This is a genomic window from Desulfobacula phenolica (assembly GCF_900105645.1).
GTDB classification, from domain to species: Bacteria; Desulfobacterota; Desulfobacteria; order Desulfobacterales; family Desulfobacteraceae; genus Desulfobacula; species Desulfobacula toluolica.
This window is the reverse complement of sequence record NZ_FNLL01000003.1, coordinates 352,534-378,131: the sequence shown is the minus strand read 5'-3', so window position 1 is coordinate 378,131 and position 25,598 is coordinate 352,534. Positions and strand designations below refer to the sequence as shown.

The window sequence follows — 25,598 nt, the reverse complement described above, 5'->3', positions numbered from 1 at the left end:
TAATAACGGCCATGGCAAATTGACCTGCCACAACAAAAAATGAAAAAAATCTGATTCCAACAAGTCAGAAGTTCTTTCATATAAAAAAGCTAATCATTATTTTAAGATAATATTATTATAAATTGTAATTGCAGCAGGTCCCAATATTACGACAAACAAAGACGGAAAAATAAATAGAATCAAAGGAAATAATATGTTTACAGGCAACTTTGCGGCAATTTCTTCTGCTTTTTGAAATCTTTTTGTTCTGAATGAATCGGAAAACACTTTAAGGGCTGAACCCACACTTGTACCGAATTTATCTGTTTGAATCAATAAGGTAACAAGACTTGCCATCTCGTCAATGCCGGTTCGACGGGCAAGATTCCTGAGTGCGTCCTGCCTCATTTTCCCTGCTCTCATTTCAAGGTTCATAAGAGAAAATTCCCGGCTGAGATCAGGATACGTTAATCTTAATTCCTGCCCCACCCGGTTCATTGCACTGTCAAGCCCCATACCGGCTTCTACACATACCAGCAGGAGATCTAAAGCATCCGGCAACCCTTTAAAGAGAATCTCCTTTCTTTTATCTGTTTTTTGTTTCAGCCATATTTCAGGCAGATAAAATCCAAACAAACCTAGTAGTACGGTAATGCTGACTGTCATGGGGTCGGCCATCACCTTAAAAATAAAAACTCTTGAAAGAATAAAGCATCCTACAAATAACAAAGGAAAACATAATTTTGCACCCCAGAATGCTGATTCAGCATTTTCCCATTGAAGACCCGCCCTTAAAAACTTGATTTTCATTTCACCCGGATCTGAAAGATCTTTTTTGCTGCTTTTTTTGGAAAAAAGACTGAAAAATGCAGCAAAAGGATTGATTGACTTTTTAGACGAAGCAGAGGAATTTTTTTCATGATTCGCAGCACCATCATCAAACCCGCCTCTTTTAATCTTATTGATCATTTCCTTGTTTTTTTTTCGAACATTTGAATATTGTATTATCCCCATGCATAAAAGGAAAAAGGCGACAAAAAAAAGAGGAAAAATCATCATGGAAAAATTCTGATCTAATGAAAGCATTATTTAACCCCCTGTTAAACTTTAATCTGCTAAACTTCAATTTTAACGATTTTTTTAATTACAAACATCCCGATAATCATCATGACTCCGGCAACTCCCAACAATATCCTGCCAATAGGTTCGATAAAAAGAGGTTTCATAAAACCTGGTGAAGATATCTGCAGCCACAAACCGATGAGAAATGGAATCAGGCACAGTACCACTCCGGACAACCTGCCTTCAGCACTCAAAATTCTTACTTTTCCTTCAAACTTGAAAGTTTCACGGACAATATGGGCAAGGCTCTCTATCAATTCAGCCAGATTACCCCCTGTATCTCTTTGAATAATAACCGCCACCACAAAATAATTTATCTCCTTGCAGTCAACGCGCCGGGAAAGATTCCTGAGTGCTACAGGCACACTGACACCAAAATTAATTTCATCCAGGGTTTCTTCAAATTCAATTCCCAACGGGTCTCCAAATTCATCCGCAGCAAGCTTCATACTGCTGGTAAAAGAATGACCTGCACGCAAAGCCCTTGCTATCAAATCAAGAGCTTCGTGCAATTGTTGTTTAAATTTTTGAATTCTTTTATCTTTTAAATATTTAAGATACAGGCAGGGTGAGTACATTAACAACAGCCCCCCCCCCACGGCAAGCAATATATTATTAAGAAAATAAAGAAGGCCTAAAGCACCTAAAGCACCCAGCAAAAAAGACATCAAAATATAAAACCCTACGGGATATTTTGCATTAGCCTGCATGACAAGATTGTCCCAGGATTTCACAAAAGGAAGTGACAATAAAATATTGTTTAAAAAAGGGATATCGCTAAGATCCCTTTTCTTTAATATCCCCCCAAAATCATCTTCCACAAAGGTATACTTTCTCAGCCGTTTTTTTATTTTTGCATTACGATTGCTCAATGAGTGGCGATAAGCATAAAGGCACAATTCAATAATAAGTAAAGACACGATAAAGATAATAACACTTAAGATCATGAAATCCATGGCATGCTCCTTTCTAATTAAACTTCAATTTGAAAAGAAGGATCAAATATATTACTTTTGACATTTATTCCCGCTATCCTGAATTTATCAAGAAATTTCGGCCTGATCCCGTTAAACCGGAAAAACCCCTTAACATCTCCTTTTTCATCAACCTTTGTCTGTTTAAATGAAAATATTTCCTGCATGGTAATCATGTTGCCTTCCATTCCGGTAATTTCCTGCAGACTTACAACCTTTCTTTTACCGTCAGACAGCCTGGATACCTGAATTACGATGTGTATTGCAGAACTTATAAACCGCCTTATGAATTCACTGGGTATATCAAAATTTGCCATAGCCACCATTGTCTCAAGTCTCATTAACGCATCCCTTGCACTGTTGGCATGAATCGTGGTCAAAGACCCGTCATGCCCCGTATTCATGGCCTGCAGCATATCAAATGATTCAGACCCTCTTACCTCTCCTACAATAATCCTGTCCGGTCTCATTCTAAGGCTGTTTTTAAGCAGATCCCGCTGAATTATCTCTCCTTTGCCCTCTATATTTGCCGGCCTTGTTTCCATTCTTACAAGATGCTCCTGTTTGAGCTGAAGTTCAGCCGCATCTTCAATGGTTACAATCCTCTCAGTTTCAGGAATAAACCGGGAAAGAACGTTAAGCAGCGTTGTTTTTCCGCTGCCGGTTCCCCCTGAAATAAGAATATTTAATCTTGATTGTACCAATCCCTCTAAAATACTCCTGAATTCAGGTACAAGAGTTTGATTTTTAATGAGATCATCAAGTTCCAGCGGCACAACTGAAAATCTTCTAATGGATACCATGGGGCCGTCAAGGGCAAGGGGAGGTATGATAACATTAACCCTGGAACCGTCGGCAAGCCTTGCATCCACCATGGGATTGGATTCATCAATCCGTCTTCCGATTGAAGAAACTATTTTATCAATGATTTTCATCAAATGTTCATCGTTTCTGAATCTTGCATTGGTTGACTCAATTTTTCCAAACCTTTCCACATAAATCTTTTTGTAAGAATTAACCATAATATCTGAGATGGTCGGATCTTTTAAAAACGGTTCCAAAGGTCCAAGCCCCAGGACTTCATCAATCAATTCCGTTAAAATTTTCTCTCGTTCGGAAAAATTTAACGGCATCTCATCGGATTCTTCTCGTAAAATTTTTTCCGTAACATGCTTGATTTGTTTGACCAGTGTTTCCTTGTCCATGGTATCAATGATGGACAGATCAATAATATCAAGAAGACGTTCATGAATCATGGCCTTGAATTCAAAATATTCATCAGGGATATATTTGTTTAAGCCGGACTTCGGAGCTATAGTCATTGAATACTCCTTGTATTTTTATTGTTTTTACCGGAAACTGTCTTAAAAAAACCACCTTTTTTTTCTCTTTATATTTTCAACCCCCAGAAGTTTTTCAACATAATCATTAAAACTTTTAACAATCCTCGACTTTTGTGCAACCTGGTAAAGAGGTTTGCCCGAATTGATTGCCGACATGGTTGTAGAATAATCGTTTGGAATAACCCAGGACAACTTTTTTCCTACTCCTTCCTCGGCACTGCTCAGGGAAACCATGCCTTTTTTAAGATATCTGTTTAATACGATTTTTACATTTTCTTTATCAATATAACCATACTCAACAATTGAATTAACAAGCCTGTTTGTATTAGACAGACAAGGAAGGCTTTGAATGGCAATAACATGGACAAGATCAGACATTTGAACAATTCTCAAAGCAGTTTCATTCATAGACTGACCAAGATCAATAATGATATAATCATATTTGTTTTTCATCAGATCCAGAAGTGTTTCCATAATGGTAGGTGTGGGTGACGGATGGTTGTTTAAATACCTGGGTGACGGTAAAACATGTACGCCTGTGGCGTGTTCGGTTAAAATATTTGCTAAAAAAAACTCATCCAGACGTTCTATATTTTTGGTGATGTCACCCCAGTTATGTTTGGGGGAAATGTCCAGTAATATGGGCACGTCTCCAAATATTATATTCATATCAAGCAGTGCCACAGAGGAATTTTCTTGATTGACTGCTATACTTACCGCAAGGTTGACTGCAACAGTTGTGGTTCCAACCCCTCCTTTACTGCCGAGAATACTGTAAATTTTCCCTAAAGAGCCGGATGTTGTATGCTGCAGCTTTTCATGTCTTTTTTTAAACCGGACTAACGCTTCCTTAATAAGTTCAGGTTTCAAAGGAACCGGGAAAAACTCCTTAATACCGATTCTCAATGCCTGGATTAAAATTTCAGGATCTGACCGTTTGGATACCAGGAATATTTCCGTTGTATCAGCCTTGTCCAAAAACAACTGAAGATTATTCAGGTCTTCTTCATGATTTTCGCCCAATTCGCATATCAGCAAATCCGGTTCTTGCTTTTCTTCCTGAGAGATGACTTTAAATACTCCGGTTTCATTAATCGCCGTTTTAAATTCAGTATTGAGTTCTTGATTTTTGACATCTAATTTTACATGTATCAATTTCATAGGCAGACTCAACTTATATGATATGATTTATTGAACCAAATTGGGAATAGTACCCTTAACATTACCAAAGTTTCCACCACCACCGCGTCCGTCAATATAAAACAACTCACAAGTAATTTTTACGTCCATGGTACTGTCAGGAGGCGGATTAATTCCCCAAACTTCCAAAATTGCATAACCAATGATAGTGTTATAACCATTTACCGGATCACAAGGATCCGGGCTGTAATAAACCGGAACGCTCGCAGTCCAGATTGAATCGTTTCCATCTCCGTCCCTGAAGCGAAAAAAATCAAAAAGAGCTGCAAGGGGGGCTGGTTTCTTGGTAGGAGCGCTATATCCTCCCGGCCAATCCTCATTATCAACATCAACTATTTCCTTATCTTCAACCCAAGCTATCCAATTCGTAGAGCCGGGATTTGTAATCAAGCTGTTAACACCCTCCGTAAAATAAAATTCGGTTTCACCGGATTGAGAACTTGGTGAAACTTCAGACCAGATTTCATCATATGTGATTGATTCACCGTAATAGCCTCCAAAATGAGTAAGAAGCCATTCTTCTCCGCCATCGGAATTTATGATGAAATTTAAACATTTTTGACCAAGATCGGAGGTTGCCTCCGGATCTCCATCGAATTTTGGTTTTTTATACGGGGGTTCATATATAAAATCGTGCCATCCTGCACAATCATCGTTTGATTTAAAGGTTACGGTATCTGAACAGTCCGGTATGCCATCACCATTTGAATCTTCAAACCATGAACTTGCAAGTCCGAAAGGAAGTATTAATTCGCCTTCTTCCACAAAAGACGGCCCTGAAAGGGCGGCAGTCGCTACGGCAGAAACTTCAAATGTTTCGTGGCTACCGCCGAACAAAGAGAAAATCCTTGCAAAAAAGGTGCTGACAGCATTGTTGACACCGCCCTCCCTTCTTGCGGTAACCCTGACGGCATCAGGTTGATTTAAATTTTCAGACAAAACCTGATCCGGACCGCTCTCCCAGTTCCATTTACTGATAATAATATCATTGGGATCAATTGTAATGGATTTTCCGGCCCCTTTGTTCAACAATGCGACACTGGTTGCCGCCAAATTGATATCATCCTGGTCAGCAGAAGCATTATAGGTTTGCTGAAGTATAAAATCCATTCCCGAATAAATGTTTCCTAATTTCCCAGTGGCTGCCAGTGCGGCTGCATCTGCAATATTTTGAAGTTCGTTTCTCGTGGCATACATATATCCGACATCAATAGCCAAAGCGGTAAACCCAAGCAGTACCGCCAAAACAATGGCCACGATAACAGCAGACGCGCCTTTTTGGTTTTTTAATATTATGACCGATTTTTTTTTCATTTTATCACTCCATTTTCATTCTTGAAACAGGTTTTATATCAATGGGTCCTATACCAAGCGTTGAAATAAATAAAAAATCGTAGGTAAAATTTGCCGTGACGATTAAATCCTTACCAAATCCAAGATCCCCTTCAACTCGAGGCATAGGGTCTCCTGTTGATTCATCCACAACAGAATAAACAATGATATCGTCTTCTCCAAAGGAAAAGTTTCCAAAAGTAACAAGATTATTATCGACAAATTGCATTACCCTGGCAACAACAGCCGCATCTTCCTCGCTCACAGACCTTGGCTGAGACCTCATGATCACACCTCTTCTGGCTCCTTCCCTGGCAGCATTGGTAAGAACCTGAGTATTAAACAAATATAAGCCAAATTCAATGGTGCCGAAAATCAAAATCAGAAGCAACGGAAGAACAATGGCAAATTCTATCAGGGCTGCCCCTTCATCTTTTTTATTTAATTTATTTAAATTTTTCATAAAATAACTCAAAACGTTTCCTGTCTCATAATAGTTTTGCCGGTTATGGTTGTACTTTCTATTCCCAGAAATGAAGTGAAAAAATGTTCATAATCATAGCTGATGCTCACGGATATGTAGTCGGCGACCGAATCATCAATTTCTATTTTAGACGGGTCCAATGCATTCTTTGCCGTGTTTCCAAGATTGATAAGATTTTTACAATATTCAACAGCAATTTTTTCGTAATCAATGAGATTATCCGGATCAATTTTAACAATCCTGGATCTTGCAACTTCCCTGCTTGCATTGGTAAGAATCTGTTTGTCATAAAAAAGCAATGCAAAATCAATAGTGCCAAACAAAATTAAAGCCAGTAAAGGCAAAACAATTGCAAACTCCACTGCTGCACCGCCTCGCTGATTTTTAAGCATGCTTATCCCCTTTCCAATTTTGTACTGCGTTCTAATCACCACTCAAATCATTACCTAAATTTATATTAAAAATCTGAGAAGGTGCTTTTTGTTTTTTAAAATCGCCTTGATATTGATCGTAGTTATACTTACCGGCCACTCCATCCATGCTTTGATCTTCCACCATGCCCTCACCTGCATCAGGATTTATAATCTGGCTGAACCGGGCGGTTTCATGAGATCTTCCCCAATTTTTTTCAACCATTAATTCTCTTTGACTCATATGGCCGCAGCCGGACAAAACCGAAAATATAATTGTTATTGCAATAATGATGATTATTTTTTGCACGATATTTTCCTCCATGGCATCTGTTTAGCACCTTGTTATTCCTCAAATGAATGACCAAACTGTCCATCCATATTTACTTTAACATTGGTGTTTTCTGATATTTTTTGAGCAGATTTATCAACATTAAAGTAAAACTCGGGATCATCGGGTTCCCCATAATAATCAGTGGGAACAGGTTGTGCTTCTTTATTAATGGGGTTAACAAACCGTGGCGTAACGAGAATCACCAATTCTGTTTCATTTTTCAAGAATGACGAACTTCTAAAAAGCGTTCCCAGCAATGGTATATCACCCAAAAAAGGAAATTTTTTCACATCCTCACGAATGGATTCAGACAAAAGCCCGGCAATGACAAAGCTTTGTCCATCAGCAAGTTCAACTGTTGTTGCTGCTCTTCTAATACTGACTCCCGGAACAATATACCCTGAGAATTGAACGGCAGTTGTGAAATCAAGTTCTGAAACACTGGACTGAACTTTAATGTTGATTTTTTCCTGACTAAGCACATTGGGAGTAAATGAAAGGCCCACACCAAAATCCTTATAATCAATTGTAATTCCATTCTCATCCGGGACAGGGATGGGATATTCGCCCCCGGCCAGGAAACTTGCAGTCTGGCCGCTTAAAGCAATCAAATTAGGTTCCGCTAAAATTTTAATCAAGGAATTTTCTTTTAATGCTTTAATCATCGCATTCCATGTTAAATCTCCCTGAGAGTACTGAAAGAAGCCTTCAAGTCCGGATGTCGCTTCTGTAGCTCTCCCGAGAGTCAAGAGCGGTTGTACAAGCAAATTATCACTTACAGAAATATTCCCAAGATTAATCCCCAAATCTCTGCCTACGGAACGGGATATCTCCGCGACTTTCACCTCCAGCATCACCTGGTGGGTACCGCCTACTTTAACCAGGTTGTTTATTTTTCCCTCCGGCGCATAAGCACCGGCAATTGCCATGGCCCGGGATAGATTTGCCGCATTGGATATTTTTCCTAAAAGCGTTATGGAGTTATTCGTGGCCGTTACCATAAGATCTTTTTCGTCCGGAAACACCTGATATAATTTTTCTTTCAATCGTGACACATCAAATTTTACTTCAATATCATATATGGCAATCAGATCGCCTTCCTGCCACAATATCATATTTGTAATTCCGGCTGTTTTACCTTTAATATAAATTTCATTGGAAGAAAGAACAAGACAATCCGCTATTTCTTCCGATCCAATTGAAATTCTCATTTTTTTCTTTACCGGAGCCGGCAGTTTCATCACAAGGGATTTCCCCAATATGATTTCAATTTTATTCGGCTCAATTGATTTTGGAATTAGAACATTTTGAGCATTAGAATTAATAAAAACAACAAAAGAAAAGAGAAAAACAAGACCTATTATCTTTGCAAATCTAAGTGATTGTAACATTTATAACAGTCTCCTAAACAATAGTTAATATATCAAAGTGTAATTTCCTTCCTGGTAAGACTTAATCCCTTAATAATTTCAATGGTTGCTTTGTTGCTTTTCTTTGGTGCTATATATTTTATTTTCCTATAATTTCTTTTTGTTGAAGATCCAACAGAAGAAACAGCCGGTTTGCCGGGATTAGCGTCAACAATAAGTAAAGATTTAAGCATTTCAGGGACAGTTACGCCTTTGGTAAGAACAATATCTGAATCAGTCGCACCTCTGAGGGCAAATTGAAGACGGCCTTTAGTGGCAGCTAAAGTTAATCGTTCCCCCTGATCAGGCGTGACCTCGAGTGTATATACATCAACAGGTGCCGCTTCCCCTTTACCGTTTTCCTGGATTTGCCTCCCGGATGCCAGTACCAGAATGTTTTCAAGTACGATTTTTGTGACATCCATATCCTTGTCAGGGTCTTCAATGGTAACCAGGACATCCACCCGGTTTCCCGGATTTATAAATCCGGCAATACCAAGAACATTGTTACCTTTAACGGAAACAGCACGTTTTCCCGACTCTAATATGGCAGCCACACCGCCTGTTTTCATACTGGTTGGTGCAAGCCTGTGTTCCAGGACAGGCTCGCCTTCCCTGAGCGTAGAAACGACAATCCTATCAACGATATCTCCGGGTTTGGAAAAGGAACCTATGGGAAGACTTTCCTCTAAGTAAGGAGTTGTTGTCAACATTTCCGGGATGAGTTTTACCCCCCATGGGATGCCGGCTTTTGCAACAACAACCGGAATAGCCTTGCTTTCCGTTACCGTCACTACTTTGTCAGGCGAAGTTTTTTGTTTTACCCATTGATATAAATAGTAACTGCCGGCCAATGCAATCAATATTGAGAGCAAAATTGGAACAAAAGTCCGTATGTTTCCCATTAGTTTCCTCCTTTATTCAAGGTAAAAATTTATATCCAAAAATATGTAACCCCATATATGTAAATGTTCCCAGGGCAATGGCAATACCATAACAAAGCCTTGGTTTTTTTTTGTTTTCTGTTAAAGGAGCAGGTGAATATTTTCTTGTTAAAAGAAAATTTAATATCGAATGAAACAACTGCCTGAAATAACCCTGAAATATTTTCCTGAATACTAAAATAATTATTAAAGCATAAACACCGCCAAACAAGGCAGTGAACAAAAATGAAATAAAGACGCCTTTAGCCCCAAGGAATGAACCGACAGCCCCCATCAGCTTTACATCTCCTGCACCCATGCCTCCCATGGCATAAGGAATGATAAGAACAACAATGCCGATAAAAACACCGAAAAGACTAAAAAGGAATCCTTGAAAGCCGCCGGAGTACAAATGATAACTTATCGCGACGAAAACACTTGTAAGTGTAAGAATATTGGGTATCTTTTGCGTGCGAAAATCGGTAAATGAAGCGATAAGCAAAATTATGGTTAAACAGACAAGTGGAAAATACTGAATAATAACATTGTGGTTTAATTGTAATGTCATAGTTTCCATATCGCCCCGATTCAGGTTCTGTTAACAAAATCAAATACCTGTAAAAACTTTGAAGAGAATTTTCAGATCGTCTGACCTATTTACGAATAGATCAGACGATCTGAGTTGCGTTAATTAATAACAAGGTTAAGGATCATCCTGCTGCTGGTTCAGCAATAGTAACTGCGGTCTCCACTTCCTCAAACGTATTAACTAATTGATCACCAATTCCCGTAACCGCCACAACAATTACAGCAGCTATAAGCGCCACCATAATCCCATACTCTACAGCAGTTGCACCCTCTTCATCCTTGAAAAAACTAAAAATTTTCTGCATGATTTTCTCCTTATTTAATGATTAATATGTGAATCACACTAAGTCAGACTTGACTTTTAATAAGGAGCTGATGCAAATTGCAGACCATTTTAATAATAATTTTCCAATGAGCTTTAAATATGAAATTGATTTAGCCTTGATCCTTGATAATAACTATATACATAGATTGATCTACTGGTGCAGTCAATAATTAAATTCATTTTTCATTTAACTTCCGATAAAGTCAAATGCATTAAATAACGATTAATCACAATGAATCAAGACAGTTAAACCACAAAAACCTTGTTATCTTATAATATAAAAATATCGTTAAACACGAAACATGATTCAATTCTCAGATACTTTCAAATCATCACAATCAGAGAAATGATGGCAAAAAGGTTATAAATTATGGCAAAAAGGTTATAAATTATGGAAAAAAAAGTTACATTTAATAAAAAATAACAGCTAATTTTCATAAGAGTCGTCATCAGGATAAATTTTTCGCAGCTAAATTATGATTGATGAGTAGATTATTTCAGGGGGGTATGCTTTATAATTAACTTATAACCTGGTGACTGACAAACAGATCAAATACATACTTGTTTATGCTTTTTTAGAACAAATTGTTTTTTTATTCAAATTTAATTCTAAAACTTATCATGAATTGTACACAAGTTGCATACAATTCAAGTAATCATAGTTTGATACGTTTCAAATGATAATAAAGAAAGGAGAGTATTATGCAAAAAATTATTAGTTTTCTATTTAACGAAGAAGGATCGACTGCAGTAGAATATGCAATTTTGGCATCAGCCATAGCTGCTGTAATTGTTTTGGCTGTTACTGCAATTGGTGTTAATACAGATAACTTGTTTAACAAGGTAAAAAATAACTGGTAACACCCTACTTTTTGTAATTATTCTCAACAACCAATACGTCAGGAGAAATAGTATGCACAGCTTAATGGGAAAACGACTAATCCAAAAAAAAGAACTGACTCATGAACAATTGCAACAGGCTTTGGAATATCAAAGGCTTAATGGTGGAAGGCTGGGAAACAGTATTGTCACCCTTGGATTTCTCACTGAAGAGGAAGTTCTTGAGTTTTTCAAATCTGTCCCAAAAGTACCGGATACCCTGGAAAAAATTGATCTGCCCTACTCTTCCATAGAAGATCTGGTTATTAAACATGCATTGAATTTAAGGGTATTCAACATACACGACATGTGTAACAGCACAAAGCTACCCATGTTTATCATCAGTGAAACCATTGATATATTGCGTCAAAATCATTTCCTCCAGGTAAAAGGTTCAGGAGGACAGCTGTCCAGACTTTCATACACGTTTGATCTTACAGAAGCCGGTGTCAAAAAGGCAAAGGAATTGCTTGGCATCACAAGATATACAGGACCGGCTCCTGTTTCCTTTCGTGATTATCGCAACCAGGTGGAGGCCCAAACCATTAAAAGCATTTTTGTTGATGAAGACAAGATCAGAAATGCGTTTTCCGAAATAGTCATTTCCGAATCCCTTATTCAGCAGTTTGGGCCTGCAATCAGTTCGGGCAAATCAATATTTCTTTACGGACCTCCGGGCAATGGGAAGACAACCGTTGCTGAAATCGTCGGAAGAGTCATGCCTGATGAGGTTTATGTCCCCTATGCCGTCCAGATCGAAGGTGAAATTATTACGGTTTATGACAATGCGAGCCATGTCAAGGTTGATTCTGATGACGCAAAAGAATCCCGGGATCAAAGATGGGTAAAGGTAAAAAGGCCGGTAATGATGACGGGCGGGGAAATGACATTAAAAGGACTGGATCTTGATTTTAACGCCATTTCAAAATTCTATGAGGCACCCTTGCAGATGAAGGCGAACAACGGCATTTTCATTGTCGATGATTTTGGACGCCAGCGGGTGGATTCCCAGGCGCTTTTAAACCGGTGGATAGTTCCCCTGGAGCGCAGAACGGATTTTTTAACCTTGCATACCGGGATGAAAATAGAAATTCCATTTGATCAGCTGGTGATTTTCTCCACAAACCTTGAGCCTGAAAAACTTGTTGATGCCGCTTTTTTAAGGCGAATTCGCTATAAAATAAAGATTGGATATCCCAACCTTTCAGAATACAAACAAATTTTTAAAAGAATTTGTGACTCCAATGGTATTACTTTTGATGGAGCTGTCTTCAATTTTCTGATTAATAACCTGTATAAAAGAACCAGGACCAATCTGTCTGCCTGCCATTGCAGGGATCTTCTTGACTGGATTATAGACAATGCCCATTACAGGGACGAAAAACCTGAACTGACGGAAGAGACAATTTCTGCTGCCTGGAAAAGCTATTTTGTGGAGATGTAGCCTGTTTAATTATTGCAGGATCTGATTAATTTTATATCGTCACCCACCACCTGGAACAGTTCAAGAAATTTGACAGGTTCTCCTGTCATATCAAACGATGTCGGGCAGGTTACGCCCTTTTTAAACATGTTTGACTGAAGATATGTTATCACATCTTGTCTTGACCTGACCCTTGGAGAAGACAAGGCGTCCATAAACATCATGGCAGTATCATAGGCAATTGATTCGGTATAACCTGGAAAATTGCCCGTGACTTCAAAATAGGATGAAACAAAGCTTGTCACCCTTTTTGATTCGGAACCCAAATAAAACCCATCCGGAAAAACAGCTGCCTGGACATAATCTTTTGTCTTGAGCAGTTTTTTTGAATTCCAGAGATTGGTTCCCATTAGCGCTACGTCAATCCCGTGATATTTGAGTTGGGGTGCAATCATGCTGATCTTGGCTGCCGTATCAGGAATAAACAATACGTCAAAATCAATCTTGGCCCTGTATATCCTGTTTTTTTCTTTTGTTTCATCATCGTTCATATCAACATATTCACCGTTTTCATCAATCTTTTGATATCCTTTGATAAATTGATTAATCTGATGAAAAAAATCGGTTTGAGACGGCTCAAAAGAAACCATTGAAACCAATTTTGCATTATAATGCGAAACAATATCACTGAAACTGTCTTTAAACGAAATGCCGTATTTTTCATTGGGATATAAAATGGAGAACCTCGTAAATCCGTACTCTTCGACAAAATAAGAGATTCCTGCTCTTATCTGCATGGCCGGCGTCATAAAATTTCTTAAAACATACTTGCCTGCCTGTGTCACACCGGATTTCTGGGACATAATAATCATTGGAATGCCACGTTTGTTGGATTCAGCCGCAGCAGAACCAACATTTACCATCGGGCCGATAATGCAGGAAACCTTTTCTTTTTCCAGTTTTTTGACTGCCTTTACAGCCTTGGACGAATCAGCGGCAGTATCTTCAACGCAAAAATAAAATTCCTTTGATTTATGAGTGTCATTAAACTCTTTAAGTGCAAGTTTAAGGGCTTCCAATACACCATGGCCTATTATTTTATAATATCCGCTTAAAGGCAGCAAAACGCCTATTTTCGTTTTTTTAAAATCATTTTTTTCTTTTATTTGCTTTATCAGCGATTGAGCATGCTCCCTGTCTTTGTGCTGCGAAAATTTTTCAACAAACTCATTCAAAAGGAAAATCGCATCTGCTTCTTTGCCGGCCTCTATTTTTGCTAATCCTGACTGAAAAAGGAATAGTCCGGAAATATTTGGTTTGTTTGTCCGGGGTGTTAAAGATACAATCTTTTGAGTCCTCATATGAGAAGTAGCCTCAACCATTTTTTTTATCAGGGTTTGGGTCTTGGAGTCACTTATGTCATACTTCAGGACTTCTTCATAAAAATAAAATGCATTTATATGCTCTTTTCTCGCTTTAAAAACGTCACCGATCAACTCCACAGACGTTAAATAATTTCCAACAGAACAAGGGCTTTCAACAATTGTACCCGCTATTTTTAATGCTGCTTTGAATTTTCTTTTCGACAACAGCCTTCTTATCTCTTTTAGCTCATGATTTTGTTGGTTACAGACTTCAGGATTTGCCAGACCAGGCGTCATCTCAGGAAGCGGAGGAAAATAAATGGCCTCCTGATGTTTTTTTTGAACACAAGAATAAAAAACAATAAAACAGAGGATAACCAGCACAATAAAAATTTTATGAACCAAGTTTAGTTTCACAATACCTCAAAAATCAGTATAGACCCAAAAAGCAATATAAACCCAAAAAAGCAGTATAAAATTGTGGAGTCCGCTACAGTATTGACAGTTGCAAAATTCCTTTGAATTATTGATATATGACATATGATGTTCGCTTATACAAGTACGAATATGCGATTTTCAAACAAAGGTTGACATTTCCCGGAATTTTAAACATACTGCTTGTATACATCATCATAGCAGGCAGGCATAAGTTCTTCCAAAAATATAATTGAGATCAATTATGAAAAGAAAACCATGCAGACATTGTGGATATAATGTTTCCATTAATGATTTAGAATGCCCCAAATGCAAAGGTAAAACTCCCTACGAAAAAAAGTCTTTCTCGATATCAATGTTAGTCTCTTTGTTTATTCTATTCTTCCTGTTATTTTATCTTATTGATAATTTGTTTTTAATGAGGAGCTGATTTAATGATAGAATATGCCCTTGTGATTGGAAACAATTTTATAAAAACTTTTCTTGCTCACCTCCAGGTGGGAACCATGCCCGTAACACAATTTTTTTCCAGAATGGGCATATCTTTATCAAGTAAAGAAACCCTCCTTGTTATCCTTGCCTTGTTAGGCGTCTTGGTTGGAATGCTGTTTTTCCCAAAAAGGCACTAAAGTCTTCGTCGCAAAAGCCGAATCAAAATTAATATTGACCAAAAAAGGCTTTAATGATATTTATAATAGTTTTTTATACCGGATCTGATAACCAGATCCTTTTTTTGTATTAATCCTTGCTCTGATAAATTATCAGGGCTTTATATCCGTAAGGAGAAAAAATGAGGAAGTATGAAACTATTTTTATTTCTGACCCTGACCTTCAGGATCAAACTCGTAAGGAATTGTTTGATAAAATCAGAAATATTATTACCAAAGAAAATGGTATCCTTTTAAATTTTGATGAATGGGGCAACAAAAAGCTTGCCTATGAAATCAAGAAAAAATTACGTGGCCATTATGTTTGCATCACTTACGGCGGAACAGGCGATCTTGTAAAAGAGCTTGAGAGAAATATGCGGTTAAGCGATGCTGTATTAAAATTTATGACAATCCTTCTTTCTGATGATGTGACAAGAGAACAACTTGAAAAAGAGGTGCGCGAAGCACAGGAAGCAGAAGAGCAATCCAAACAGGCAGAAACGGCAAAAGCTGAAACTGCTGAAGCACCTGCAGAAGAAACCGTAGAAGCACCTGTACAAGAAGAAGCTTCCAAGGAAGATGAAAAAGTTGCAGAAACCGAAGAAAAAACGGAATAATTAAGCCGGAATAATTAAGAGTGGAGGATAATAATAATGTACGACCGTAAAAACAAAAGAGGCGGTGGTAAAAACAAATTTTATCAACGTCGTAAAATATGCAGATTCTGTGTGGACAATGACCTTGAAATAGACTACAAAACTCCGAAAGCACTCAGGCAATTCATTACGGAACGCGGAAAAATAATCCCCAGAAGAATCACTGGAACCTGTGCCAAACACCAGCGTCAGCTTACCGTAGCTGTCAAGCAGGCTCGCCAGATAGCATTGCTGCCGTTTGTCGGCAGACCAATGTATTAAAATCGATTTTCAGGAGTACTACAGGTGACAGGCACTCTCATACAAATTTCAGCAATCAGGGATATTCTAACCGGTATCCTCTTATGTATGCTGATCATTGCCATCATGTACGTCATACCGTTGATCGGTATCTTTGCCTGGATGTTCCTTCCTTTGCCGGTTCTGTTTTACAGACTCAAGACAGGAAGAAACGGTGGCGGGATTATCATGATGGCCAGTTTGGCTGTGCTGATTGTATTTACCAGTAATGTTGCATTCAATACACTCTACTTTGGTTCATTATTGATGACAGGTTTTTTCCTTGGCGAATTCATAGAAAAGCACTTGAGTATTGAAAAAATAATACTATACACATGCCTTGCGGTTTTCGGGGCATGTGTGTCTGCCGTGCTTGTTTATTCTTCAACTCAAAGCCGGGGAATTGAACAATTAATTACAGATTATGTTTCCAGGTATCATGCCTTGTCATCCCAACTTTTTTCAGAATCTGCTCAGCTCTACCCGGACATGAAAGTTGACCGGCAAATGCTTGAACGAGCAAGTTCATTGTTTGTCAGTGCTTTTCCGGGAATCTTTATCAATTCATACCTGACAATGGTATGGCTGAACATTTTATTGATAAAAAAACTATTGTTGAAAAAAGGGATCACAGTTCAAAGTATTGAAAATTTAAATCAATGGAAAGCACCCGATTACCTGGTCTTTGGTGTAATTGGTTTATCTGTTGCAATATTTTTACCCTTGGGAGTGTTAAAACTGCTTGCGGTAAACTGCTTGATCATTTTAATGTTTGTATATTTTTTCCAGGGAATTGCAGTGGTATCATTTTTTTTTCAAACAAAAAGAGCCCCTTTTGCATTAAGATTTTTTTTTTACGTCTTGATTACAATTCAACCTCTTTTTATGTTCCTTGTAATCGGATTCGGATTATTTGATACCTGGTTCAATTTTAGAAAACTTGATACGGTTGTGTGATAAAAAATAAACTAAAAGTCAGCCGAATTAAAGAAAACAGAAGCTGAACTTTTTTGGAGGTTTAAATGAGAGTTATATTAAAAGAAACCATTGACACGCTGGGCATCGCCGGGACAGAATGTGATGTAGCGGCCGGTTATGGCCGCAACTATCTGCTGCCCCAGAGCAAGGCCATCCTTGCGACCCCCCAGAACAGAAAAGTCATGGAACAGGCAAAAGCAAAGCTTGAGCTTCAAATTGCCAAAGAACGCAAACTTGCCGAGGAAATGGCTGATAAAATCAAAACCGTGGTATGTACAATTAAAGCCAAAGTACATGAAGATGTCCGCCTTTATGGGTCTGTTACAACCCATGATATCAAAGAATCACTGAACAAACAGGACATCACGCTGGAACGCCGTGCCATCCTTCTTGCCGAGCCCATAAAAGAGATCGGTGAATATAAGGTTCCCATCCGTCTTTACAAGGATGTTGAGCCTGAAATTACGGTAAATGTCATTGAAGAAGAAAAAGAAGAAAAATAAGAAGAATAAGGTTCAAAACGCATCCGGGAAGATTTATAAATTTTCCCGGATGCATATTTTGAAATCATAAATTGTGCCCATAAAAAACAAAATTGCCACAGACCCGCTTCTCAGCAGAACGCCTCCCCATGACCTTGATGCGGAAGAATCCATATTAAGCGCCATATTTATCAATAACAACAGTCTTCATGATATTATTGATATTCTATCTCCGGAGGATTTCTACAAAGGCGCCCATAAAAAAATATTCAAGGTAATTATCGAGCTTGCCCTCAGAGAAGAACCTGCAGACCTTGTTACAGTTGCCAATCGGCTCAAGGAAAAAGACGAACTTGAAAGTATTGGTGGCGCCGCCTATCTTGCAGCCATTTCCGATGCAGCCCCAATTGCTGTAAATGCCGTCCATTATGCCAAAATCATTCATGGCAAGGCGTCTTTAAGACAAATGATCACGGCCGCTTCAGATATTATTGAAAGATGTCTGAAAGACAAAGGTGATGTGGAAGAAATTATTGATTTTGCTGAAAGCTCGATCTTTAATATAGCAGAAAAAAAATCAAAGAGTTCATTTCAAAGCCTGGGAGAGTTGATAAGTTTAAATATTGACAAACTTGAAGAGCAGCAGGGAAAAGACGGCGGATTATCAGGACTTTCTACCGGATATACAAAATTAAACAATATCACATCAGGACTGCAAAAATCCGATCTGATTATTCTGGCGGCAAGGCCCAGCATGGGAAAAACCGCTTTTGCCTTGAACATGGCCAGGAATGTTGCCGTTGAAGAACGCAAACCCGTTGCCGTTTTTTCTCTTGAAATGTCCAATGAGCAACTTTCCATGAGGCTTTTGACATCCGAGGCCCGCATAGATTCAAACAGGCTTCGAACCGGTTTTATCAACCAGGAAGACTGGCAAAATGCAACAGATGCGGCAGGCGTTTTAAATGATTTGCCCATCTTCATTGATGACACGCCCAATATTACCGCAATGGAAATACGGGCAAAGGCAAGAAAGCTGTATCAAAAACACAATGAAATCGGGCTGATTATTATAGATTACCTCCAGTTGATGCGACCTCCGTTTAAAACAGATCGAAGAGACCTGGAAATTGCCGAAATCTCAAGATCTTTAAAAGCTCTTGCCAAAGAACTTGAGGTGCCGATCATTGCCTTGTCCCAGCTGAACCGTATGCTTGAACAACGCGCGGACAAACGTCCCATGCTGTCTGATCTTCGCGAGTCAGGCGCCCTTGAACAGGATGCGGACATTGTGGCTTTCATTTACAGAGATGAGGTCTATAATAAGGAAGCAGACAATCCTAAAAAAGGCACTGCGGAAATCATTGTTGCCAAAAATAGAAACGGTGCTACAGGAACGGCTTTCATGCATTTTATGGGTCAATATACCCGTTTTGAAGAACTTGCGCCGGATTCATACCAGGAATTTCAATGAAGAAAAAACTGCACGGTAACACTTCAGGTCTGAGAAATACTCAGATCAAAAAAATAGAAACTCTTTATAACCACAGTACACCGCCCGAGTATCTTGCAGATCCTGAACTGGCAAGATTCCTGGTTGATCTGTCCCATGATATAAGGCGTCAGATAGGTCTGCTCATTGACCGGAACGGAAAAATTATTTATGTCATTGTCGGGGAACCCCACAGAGTCGTCATCCCGATAACATCCGGATATATGGCCATTCCCGGCAAGCTCAAGGGGCTTCGCCTGATCCACACCCATTTAAAAGACGAACCCCTGACCCGGGATGATTTAACAGACCTTGCACTCTTGCGCCTGGACTATATCACGGCCATTTGCATCACACAGGACGGGAAACCCGGATCTGTGTATTCAGGACACATTCTCCCGGATGAGGACTCAGATCCTTACCAGGTTCTTGAACCCGCCACCATCAAAGACCTGAATAATGATTGCCTGGCTCAAATCATAGCGCTTGAATCGGAATTAACCAGGAAAAATTCTTTATACAGACCTGAAACAGGACGGGAAAACGCATTTTTAATCAACGCAACCACTTTGGATACAAAAGAAGCCTATGCCTCTATTGAAGAACTCAAAGAGCTTTGCAAAACAAGCCATATAAATGTAATCGGCACAGCCGTTCAAAGAAGAAAAACAATTGATCCAAAATTCGTGGTGGGCAAGGGAAAGCTCTCCAGCCTTATTATCAAGGCGATTCAAAACTATGCCACCCTGCTGGTGTTTGACCGGGAATTGTCGGCATCCCAGATTCGGTCCATTACTGATTTTGTTGAAATGAAAGTCATTGACCGCACCCAGCTGATCCTTGATATTTTTGCCAAACAGGCAAAATCAAGAGAAGGCAAGTTTCAGGTGGAACTGGCCCAGATGGAATATCTTCTGCCGAGGCTGATTAGCAAGAATACTGCCATGTCAAGGTTGACAGGTGGAATTGGCGGCAGAGGGCCGGGTGAAACAAAACTTGAACTCAACCGGCGGCGGGTCAGAGAAAAAGTCAACCAGCTGAAAAAAGAGATCGCTAAAATCCGCAAACAGCGGCAGCAGCAAAAATCCCGGCGTAAAAGAAAAGAACTGCCCATTATTTCAATTGTAGGGTATACAAATGCCGGCAAGTCCACTTTATTGAACACGTTGACACAAAGCAGGATTATGGCAGCCAACCGCCTTTTTGCCACACTTGATCCATCCAGCAGACGCCTGCGGTTTCCCAGGGACACGGAAGTCATTATCACCGATACGGTCGGGTTTATCCAGGATCTTCCCAAAGAGCTTATGGAAGCATTCCACGCCACTTTGGATGAACTGTCGGATGCCGATATTATCCTTCATGTAATAGATATAAGCAATCCGCGTTACCGGCAGCAAAAAGAATCAGTTGAAAAAATTCTTAAAAATTTAAATTTGGAACAAATTCCAACCCTTTATATTTTTAACAAAACAGACAAAATAAATCTTGATGACTTTGATGATCAATGGTTGCTGAACCAGGGTTTTCCTGTTTGTGCAACTCAAAAACAATCCTTAAAACTGTTGGTGGAAAAATTAGAATCAATGGTTAAATCTAAAATAAATAAGGGTTGACCTATAAATTATTTTACACTAAATAAAAATATCACAACTTATATATGGAATGACTATGGAAATAAAATCGATGAACCAAATCGTCATTAATGATACGCCCATGAAGGACTCTGTCGATACACCGGATTGTTTTGGAGAATTTAATAAAAAGAATAAACTTTGTTCAAAATACTGCTCAATATCGATAAAATGCTGTGTTCTGCATAGTAAAAGCCCAAAAATTGATGTTTTGGAAAAAATATTAATCCAAAACCATTATGCCATAAAGCCACATTGATTTTGAGTGTTGGGTATTGGATGTTAGAAATGGATTTTTGTTGCTGAGTGCAAGAATTTTAGCAAAAAATCTTGCCGGGGTTTAATATATTCTGAGGATCAAATACCTTTTTAATCCCTTTCATCAGTTCAATTTGTGTTGTACCTATTTCCATGGGCAGGTATTTCATTTTGGTTATACCGACCCCATGTTCTCCGGTAATGGTGCCCCCCAGATTCAAGGTAGCTTCAAAAAGTTCATCTACTGCTTTTTTGGCTCTTTTTGACTCATCTTTATCTGCTTTATGATACATGATATTACAATGGATATTTCCGTCCCCTGCATGACCGAAACTGACCACTTTTAAACCGAACTTTTTTTGTAAATCCTGGGTCACCTGAACCATTTCAGGAATTTTATCAATGGGAACAACAATATCTTCATTGATCTTGTTGGTTGCAATTTTATACAGCACCGGTGACAATGCTTTTCTGGCGTCCCAGAGTTTTTGCGCCTCTGTTTGATCTTTTGCGACCATCACCTCCATAGCACCACAGGACAAACATAATTTTTTAATCTTTTTGGCATCTTTTTCAACACCTGCCGTATCTCCATCCAGTTCTATGATCAACAGAGCTTTAATCCCTCTGGGCAACTCAAAACTGAGGGACTCTTGTACAAGATGCAGACAGGCTTCATCCAGATATTCAACACATCTTGGGACTACGGCTTCTCTCATAATATTGGATACGGTTTTCGCAGCCATTTGCATGCTGTCAAAAAACACAGCCATTGTTTTAACGGCATCCGGCTTGGGCAACAGCTTTAAGGTAATTTCAGTGACCACGGCCAATGTTCCTTCAGATCCTACAATCAATCGGGTCAGATCGTATCCGGCCACCCCTTTTGCAGTGGATACGCCGGTTTGAATCACCTCACCGGAAGGCAATACCGCCCTCAACCCCAGGACATAATCCCGTGTCACTCCGTATTTTACAGCCTTTGGCCCACCTGCACATTCGCCGATATTCCCTCCAATTGTACACACGGATGAACTTGACGGATCAGGAGGATAAAAAAGACCTTTTTGCTCTGCTATTTTGTGGATATCCGCGACAATCACACCTGGTTGTACCCTCACGATAAAATTGTTTTCATCAACATCAAAAATCTTATTCATGCGGGTTGTTACCAGCACCAGTCCGCCTTTAACCGGCACTGCCCCTCCGGTCATCCCGGAACCCGTGCCACGGGGAACCACAATCAATCTTTCTTTTGATGCAAATTTTAAAATCCGGGAAACTTCTTTCTCAGACCCTGGAAAGATAACAGCATCAGGCAGAAAACATGTCCCTGTGGAATCATATGCGTAACACAACAGGTCTTCTTTTTCTCTGGTGCAATTTTGTTTTCCTGATATCTTTTGAAGCTGTCTGTAAAGAGTACCGGAAAGTCCCATTTAGAGTTTTCCTGCTTCGATTTTCTTGGAAAGATAGTTCATTTGCTCAAACAGAACCCCTTTTTGCTTTAACTCTTTTTCAACTGCATTGATGGAATATATGGCAGTCGCATGATACCGGTTAAAACTTGTGCCGATTTTTTTTATGGGTTGGTCTGTATATTTTTTGGAAAGAAAAATTGCCATTTGCCGTGGTTTTACAATTCTTTTCTTTCTGGAAGGCGATACGATATCTTCTTCTGAAAGCGAAAATTCTTTGCAAACCAGCTTTTTAATGGATTCAATCGAAATTCTTTTCTTTACATTGGTAATATTGGCCAACACGCTTTTTGCAAGCTCAATATCAATATTATATCCCATCAGCTGACCTTTTGCCGCCACACCAAACAGACCGCTTTCCAACTGCCGGACATCGTCACTTAATTCCTGGGCAATATACTCGGTCACATGATTGGGAATTTTACACCCGAAACTTTTTGATTTCTTTTTTAATATTCTGACTCGTGTTGAATAATCAGGTTTTCCAATTTCCGTAACAAGCCCAAGAGTTAACCTTGATCTTAGCTGATCATTGAGCTTGGGAATCTCATCTGGAAGTTCACACCCTGAAAAGATAATTTTTTTATCCGCTTCAAGAAGATAATCCAAGGTAACGGCAAGTTCACTTTGTGTTGCATCCTTGCCTGATAAAAAATGAACATCTTCTAAAATCAACACATCACATTTTCTTCTGAATTTCTCTTTAAACTGTTCTATAGTCTTATTTTTCAAAGAAAAAATCATCTCATTGGTAAAATCTTCCGCTGTTACATAATAGACTCTTTTTGACTGGCTGTTCTTAATAATATGATATCCGACAGCCTGGGACAAATGACTTTTTCCAAGACCTGTTTTTGATAAAAGATAAAGAATGCTTGATCCGTTGATGTTTCCCTGGGCAAGGGACAAAGATGCGGAATAGGCAAAATTGGAATTATCCCCTACGACAAAATCATCAAATGTAAATCCTTTTTTAAACATCCGCCCATTGTTAAATTTTAACTGTAGTCCGGGAAGCTCCAATTGTTTTGACCTGTTAGCCACCAGAGGAATGGCTGAACCAGTGTCTGAAGTTTTATTGTTTTTCCCTGAACCGGTTTCTTTTTTGGAAGACACCTTAAAATCAATACGTATATCATCCACCCCTAATTTTGAAAATTCTTCTTTAAATGTCAAAAGATAATTATCTTTCAACCGTTTGATAAAATAGTCATTAGGGCTGGACAATTCAAGATGATCCTGATCAAAATCCAGAAGTTCAACCGGGTCTATCCACATTCTATAGCTATGATCAGGTAATGTTTTTTTAATACGGCCTTTTACTTCTGCCCAGCATGATTCTATATTTTTCAAAAAAAAGCCCTTTCTTCCAAATTACAAGTTGAAATACCGAATTAATACGGTAAATTTAATAATTAACGACGAATAACATTGATGTTCGAAAAAGTATGAGGGTTTTTTTATTGAAATATCGCGTATCGGTCAAATCGAATCAGCAGCATTAAATAAATATTAGATTTTAGTTTGGCATCATTTTTCAACTATCTTATTTTATTTGATTTTTTTTGTGAAACAAGATTTTCCCCTAACATTACAATTGGTTCGACAACCTGCTATATTTCCAAGAGATCCTCATGTGTCAAGGCAAAGTTTTAATTATTTGAAAAAAATTTTTCCTCTTATTTCCTCTTTTTTTCTATTATTTACTCCAAATTAAATTAAAATTTCTTTTTTTTTTCAATTCTTAATTTAATAAGGGTTTCACAATTTTGAACATAGTTTTGAACATAGTTTTGAACATAGTTTTGAACATAGTTTTGAACACAATTTATATTTACACTTTTATTTTCCAATAGTATATTGCACTTTGTTTTGCAAAATTTATCCTTAAATACCGGCCATGGCAGATTGAGCCGCCACAGCAAAGTATGAAAGATATTTGATTACAACAGGTTGGAAGTTCTTTCATATAACTGCCACGGGCAGACTTGGTCTTTCACCTTGGTTTGCCCACAGCAAAGATTGAAAGTCGCTGTTTGGATTTTTAAGGACTTTCATATAAAAAAATAAATATTTTAAAGGTATGGCTATTTATTATGAAACATTCAAACGCCCGGCCCGTTATCGGCATAACCATGGGAGACCCTGTGGGAATAGGTCCCGAGATACTTGTAAAAGCCTTAAACGATTCAACTCTTTATGCTGTGTGCAAACCGCTTATTCTTGGTGACTCCCATATTATAAAAAAGGCCTTAAGCCTTTTAAATATCAGCAAAAATATTAATATCATAGACGACCCTGAACAAGGTCAATATCAATCCGGCACTCTGGATATCATGGATATTTCAACTATTGACACAAATAAATCCGATCTTTCATACCCAACAGTTGAAACCGGAACCGCCATGCAGAAATATATCACCTGCGCAATTGATCTTGCCCTTGCCGACCGCATTTCAGGTCTTGTCACCTGCCCCATTACAAAAACGGCCATGAAACTTGCCGGTTCTCAATTTCATGGCCACACGGAACTGCTGGCGCATCGGACAAATGCCGAAGAGTATGCCATGATGCTGACCGGCAATAAGCTTAAAGTTATACTGGTCACAATTCATATTCCGTTATCCCTGGTGTCCGCAAGTCTTACCACACAAGGGATTCTCAAAAAAATAAGACTGGCCCATACCTCTTTAAAAGACCGGTTCAATATTCCAATGCCAAACATTGCCGTTGCAGGACTCAATCCCCATGCCGGAGAAGAATCCATGTTTGGAAGAGAAGAAGAAGACATCATCTCACCTGCGGTCAGGCTTGCCAAAGAAGAAGGATTAAAAGTAACAGGCCCCCTGCCCCCGGATACTGTTTTTTACCAGGCCGTCAGTGGCCGGTATGATGCTGTTATATGCATGTACCATGACCAGGGTCTGATTCCATTTAAACTCATTCATTTTAAAGACGGCGTCAACACCACCCTGGGCCTTTCTATTATCCGAACATCCGTAGATCACGGAACCGCCTATGATATTGCCTGGAAGGGAATTGCAGACCCTTCAAGCCTGATTCAAGCCGTTAAAACAGCAGCATTCCAGGCTCAAAATAGAAAACGAGAACTAATAGAAAACGAGAACTAATAGAAAACGAGAACTAATAGAAAACGAGAACTAATA

25 protein-coding genes are annotated in these 25,598 nt (G+C 38.8%); 10 read left to right on the top strand and 15 right to left on the bottom strand.

Translation table 11 applies throughout. The annotated features are described in order from the left end of the window. Positions 1-96: 96 nt before the first annotated feature. The 12 genes from BLT94_RS06635 to BLT94_RS06580 all read right to left on the bottom strand — a co-directional run bounded on the left by BLT94_RS06635 (position 97) and on the right by BLT94_RS06580 (position 10,403). A complete protein-coding gene (locus BLT94_RS06635) occupies positions 97-1,065 on the bottom strand; it encodes a type II secretion system F family protein (protein WP_217641232.1) in 969 nt (322 codons plus the stop codon). Between the two features lie 29 nt (positions 1,066-1,094). Continuing rightward, entirely contained in the window at positions 1,095-2,057 is a 963-nt protein-coding gene (locus BLT94_RS06630; protein WP_092231833.1) for a type II secretion system F family protein, read from the bottom strand. A gap of 17 nt (positions 2,058-2,074) precedes the next feature. Continuing rightward, positions 2,075-3,397, bottom strand: a complete 1,323-nt coding sequence (locus BLT94_RS06625) for a CpaF family protein (RefSeq protein WP_092231830.1) — start codon at positions 3,395-3,397, stop codon at positions 2,075-2,077. Positions 3,398-3,439: 42 nt separating this feature from the next. Next, positions 3,440-4,579, bottom strand: coding sequence for an AAA family ATPase (locus BLT94_RS06620; protein WP_092231827.1), 1,140 nt, complete (start codon positions 4,577-4,579; stop codon positions 3,440-3,442). 27 nt (positions 4,580-4,606) lie between these two features. Then, entirely contained in the window at positions 4,607-5,932 is a 1,326-nt protein-coding gene (locus BLT94_RS21950) for a pilus assembly protein TadG-related protein (RefSeq protein WP_175530294.1), read from the bottom strand. Between the two features lie 4 nt (positions 5,933-5,936). Beyond that, on the bottom strand, positions 5,937-6,413 hold the full coding sequence (locus BLT94_RS06610; RefSeq protein WP_092232153.1) for a TadE/TadG family type IV pilus assembly protein: 477 nt from the start codon (positions 6,411-6,413) through the stop codon (positions 5,937-5,939). 8 nt (positions 6,414-6,421) lie between these two features. Next, the gene (locus BLT94_RS06605) at positions 6,422-6,826 is read right to left on the bottom strand and encodes a TadE/TadG family type IV pilus assembly protein (RefSeq protein WP_092231824.1); all 405 of its coding nucleotides are present in this window, start codon (positions 6,824-6,826) and stop codon (positions 6,422-6,424) included. A 31-nt stretch (positions 6,827-6,857) separates the two neighbouring features. Next, positions 6,858-7,070 carry a hypothetical protein gene (locus BLT94_RS06600; RefSeq protein WP_139168993.1) on the bottom strand — a complete coding sequence of 71 codons (213 nt, stop codon included), beginning with the start codon at positions 7,068-7,070 and terminating at the stop codon, positions 6,858-6,860. A 119-nt stretch (positions 7,071-7,189) separates the two neighbouring features. Continuing rightward, positions 7,190-8,569, bottom strand: coding sequence for a type II and III secretion system protein family protein (locus BLT94_RS06595; protein ID WP_092231818.1), 1,380 nt, complete (start codon positions 8,567-8,569; stop codon positions 7,190-7,192). A gap of 32 nt (positions 8,570-8,601) precedes the next feature. Continuing rightward, positions 8,602-9,492 carry a Flp pilus assembly protein CpaB gene (gene cpaB, locus BLT94_RS06590; protein ID WP_092231816.1) on the bottom strand — a complete coding sequence of 297 codons (891 nt, stop codon included), beginning with the start codon at positions 9,490-9,492 and terminating at the stop codon, positions 8,602-8,604. Between the two features lie 16 nt (positions 9,493-9,508). Further along, the gene (locus BLT94_RS06585) at positions 9,509-10,078 is read right to left on the bottom strand and encodes an A24 family peptidase (protein ID WP_175530293.1); all 570 of its coding nucleotides are present in this window, start codon (positions 10,076-10,078) and stop codon (positions 9,509-9,511) included. 142 nt (positions 10,079-10,220) lie between these two features. Then, entirely contained in the window at positions 10,221-10,403 is a 183-nt protein-coding gene (locus BLT94_RS06580) for a Flp family type IVb pilin (protein WP_092231810.1), read from the bottom strand. 722 nt (positions 10,404-11,125) lie between these two features. Here BLT94_RS06580 and BLT94_RS06575 point away from each other — a divergent pair. Next, positions 11,126-11,284: a Flp family type IVb pilin gene (locus BLT94_RS06575; RefSeq protein ID WP_085929935.1), complete on the top strand. Its 159-nt coding sequence runs from the start codon at positions 11,126-11,128 to the stop codon at positions 11,282-11,284. Between the two features lie 52 nt (positions 11,285-11,336). Beyond that, positions 11,337-12,746 carry an ATP-binding protein gene (locus BLT94_RS06570; protein WP_014957751.1) on the top strand — a complete coding sequence of 470 codons (1,410 nt, stop codon included), beginning with the start codon at positions 11,337-11,339 and terminating at the stop codon, positions 12,744-12,746. 5 nt (positions 12,747-12,751) lie between these two features. On the opposite strand, the gene BLT94_RS06565 is transcribed toward BLT94_RS06570, so the two are convergent. Then, complete coding sequence (locus tag BLT94_RS06565) at positions 12,752-14,506, bottom strand: penicillin-binding protein activator (protein ID WP_092231806.1); 1,755 nt, start codon at positions 14,504-14,506, stop codon at positions 12,752-12,754. Between the two features lie 452 nt (positions 14,507-14,958). Here BLT94_RS06565 and BLT94_RS06560 point away from each other — a divergent pair, with 452 nt between their 5' ends. The 7 genes from BLT94_RS06560 to hflX all read left to right on the top strand — a co-directional run bounded on the left by BLT94_RS06560 (position 14,959) and on the right by hflX (position 20,677). Next, the gene (locus BLT94_RS06560; protein WP_092231803.1) at positions 14,959-15,153 is read left to right on the top strand and encodes a hypothetical protein; all 195 of its coding nucleotides are present in this window, start codon (positions 14,959-14,961) and stop codon (positions 15,151-15,153) included. A 161-nt stretch (positions 15,154-15,314) separates the two neighbouring features. Then, positions 15,315-15,791, top strand: coding sequence for a 30S ribosomal protein S6 (gene rpsF / locus BLT94_RS06555; RefSeq protein ID WP_092231800.1), 477 nt, complete (start codon positions 15,315-15,317; stop codon positions 15,789-15,791). A gap of 36 nt (positions 15,792-15,827) precedes the next feature. Then, complete coding sequence (gene rpsR, locus BLT94_RS06550) at positions 15,828-16,091, top strand: 30S ribosomal protein S18 (RefSeq protein ID WP_014957756.1); 264 nt, start codon at positions 15,828-15,830, stop codon at positions 16,089-16,091. Between the two features lie 24 nt (positions 16,092-16,115). Continuing rightward, the gene (locus BLT94_RS06545) at positions 16,116-17,066 is read left to right on the top strand and encodes a DUF2232 domain-containing protein (RefSeq protein ID WP_092231797.1); all 951 of its coding nucleotides are present in this window, start codon (positions 16,116-16,118) and stop codon (positions 17,064-17,066) included. A 65-nt stretch (positions 17,067-17,131) separates the two neighbouring features. Then, positions 17,132-17,590 carry a 50S ribosomal protein L9 gene (gene rplI / locus BLT94_RS06540; RefSeq protein ID WP_092231794.1) on the top strand — a complete coding sequence of 153 codons (459 nt, stop codon included), beginning with the start codon at positions 17,132-17,134 and terminating at the stop codon, positions 17,588-17,590. Positions 17,591-17,663: 73 nt separating this feature from the next. Continuing rightward, on the top strand, positions 17,664-19,043 hold the full coding sequence (gene dnaB, locus BLT94_RS06535; protein WP_014957759.1) for a replicative DNA helicase: 1,380 nt from the start codon (positions 17,664-17,666) through the stop codon (positions 19,041-19,043). Then, entirely contained in the window at positions 19,040-20,677 is a 1,638-nt protein-coding gene (gene hflX, locus BLT94_RS06530) for a GTPase HflX (RefSeq protein WP_092231792.1), read from the top strand. The genes dnaB and hflX overlap by 4 nt, the downstream gene beginning before the upstream one ends. Before the next feature lie 335 nt (positions 20,678-21,012). Here hflX and BLT94_RS06520 read toward each other — a convergent pair whose 3' ends face one another. Continuing rightward, complete coding sequence (locus BLT94_RS06520) at positions 21,013-22,392, bottom strand: FAD-binding oxidoreductase (RefSeq protein ID WP_092231787.1); 1,380 nt, start codon at positions 22,390-22,392, stop codon at positions 21,013-21,015. Then, positions 22,393-23,784, bottom strand: coding sequence for a chromosomal replication initiator protein DnaA (gene dnaA, locus BLT94_RS06515; protein ID WP_092231784.1), 1,392 nt, complete (start codon positions 23,782-23,784; stop codon positions 22,393-22,395). It abuts the gene before it with no gap. A 743-nt stretch (positions 23,785-24,527) separates the two neighbouring features. On the opposite strand from dnaA, the gene pdxA reads away from it, so the two are divergent. Continuing rightward, a complete protein-coding gene (pdxA, locus tag BLT94_RS06510) occupies positions 24,528-25,562 on the top strand; it encodes a 4-hydroxythreonine-4-phosphate dehydrogenase PdxA (protein ID WP_092231782.1) in 1,035 nt (344 codons plus the stop codon). The last annotated feature ends 36 nt before the right edge of the window (positions 25,563-25,598 follow it).

Bases quoted from the DNA above. Each gene is read 5' to 3' on its own strand.
- BLT94_RS06620 (WP_092231827.1), bottom strand. From the start codon at position 4,579: ATGAAATTGATACATGTAAAATTAGATGTCAAAAATCAAGAACTCAAT.
- BLT94_RS06630 (WP_092231833.1), bottom strand. From the start codon at position 2,057: ATGGATTTCATGATCTTAAGTGTTATTATCTTTATCGTGTCTTTACTT.
- BLT94_RS06580 (WP_092231810.1), bottom strand. From the start codon at position 10,403: ATGCAGAAAATTTTTAGTTTTTTCAAGGATGAAGAGGGTGCAACTGCT.
- BLT94_RS06585 (WP_175530293.1), bottom strand. From the start codon at position 10,078: ATGACATTACAATTAAACCACAATGTTATTATTCAGTATTTTCCACTT.
- BLT94_RS21950 (WP_175530294.1), bottom strand. From the start codon at position 5,932: ATGAAAAAAAAATCGGTCATAATATTAAAAAACCAAAAAGGCGCGTCT.
- BLT94_RS06625 (WP_092231830.1), bottom strand. From the start codon at position 3,397: ATGACTATAGCTCCGAAGTCCGGCTTAAACAAATATATCCCTGATGAA.
- hflX (WP_092231792.1), top strand. From the start codon at position 19,040: ATGAAGAAAAAACTGCACGGTAACACTTCAGGTCTGAGAAATACTCAG.
- rpsF (WP_092231800.1), top strand. From the start codon at position 15,315: ATGAGGAAGTATGAAACTATTTTTATTTCTGACCCTGACCTTCAGGAT.
- BLT94_RS06520 (WP_092231787.1), bottom strand. From the start codon at position 22,392: ATGGGACTTTCCGGTACTCTTTACAGACAGCTTCAAAAGATATCAGGA.
- cpaB (WP_092231816.1), bottom strand. From the start codon at position 9,492: ATGGGAAACATACGGACTTTTGTTCCAATTTTGCTCTCAATATTGATT.
- BLT94_RS06595 (WP_092231818.1), bottom strand. From the start codon at position 8,569: ATGTTACAATCACTTAGATTTGCAAAGATAATAGGTCTTGTTTTTCTC.
- BLT94_RS06600 (WP_139168993.1), bottom strand. From the start codon at position 7,070: ATGGTTGAAAAAAATTGGGGAAGATCTCATGAAACCGCCCGGTTCAGC.
- BLT94_RS06575 (WP_085929935.1), top strand. From the start codon at position 11,126: ATGCAAAAAATTATTAGTTTTCTATTTAACGAAGAAGGATCGACTGCA.
- BLT94_RS06570 (WP_014957751.1), top strand. From the start codon at position 11,337: ATGCACAGCTTAATGGGAAAACGACTAATCCAAAAAAAAGAACTGACT.
- BLT94_RS06610 (WP_092232153.1), bottom strand. From the start codon at position 6,413: ATGAAAAATTTAAATAAATTAAATAAAAAAGATGAAGGGGCAGCCCTG.
- BLT94_RS06605 (WP_092231824.1), bottom strand. From the start codon at position 6,826: ATGCTTAAAAATCAGCGAGGCGGTGCAGCAGTGGAGTTTGCAATTGTT.
- rpsR (WP_014957756.1), top strand. From the start codon at position 15,828: ATGTACGACCGTAAAAACAAAAGAGGCGGTGGTAAAAACAAATTTTAT.
- BLT94_RS06635 (WP_217641232.1), bottom strand. From the start codon at position 1,065: ATGCTTTCATTAGATCAGAATTTTTCCATGATGATTTTTCCTCTTTTT.
- pdxA (WP_092231782.1), top strand. From the start codon at position 24,528: ATGAAACATTCAAACGCCCGGCCCGTTATCGGCATAACCATGGGAGAC.
- rplI (WP_092231794.1), top strand. From the start codon at position 17,132: ATGAGAGTTATATTAAAAGAAACCATTGACACGCTGGGCATCGCCGGG.
- BLT94_RS06560 (WP_092231803.1), top strand. From the start codon at position 14,959: ATGATAGAATATGCCCTTGTGATTGGAAACAATTTTATAAAAACTTTT.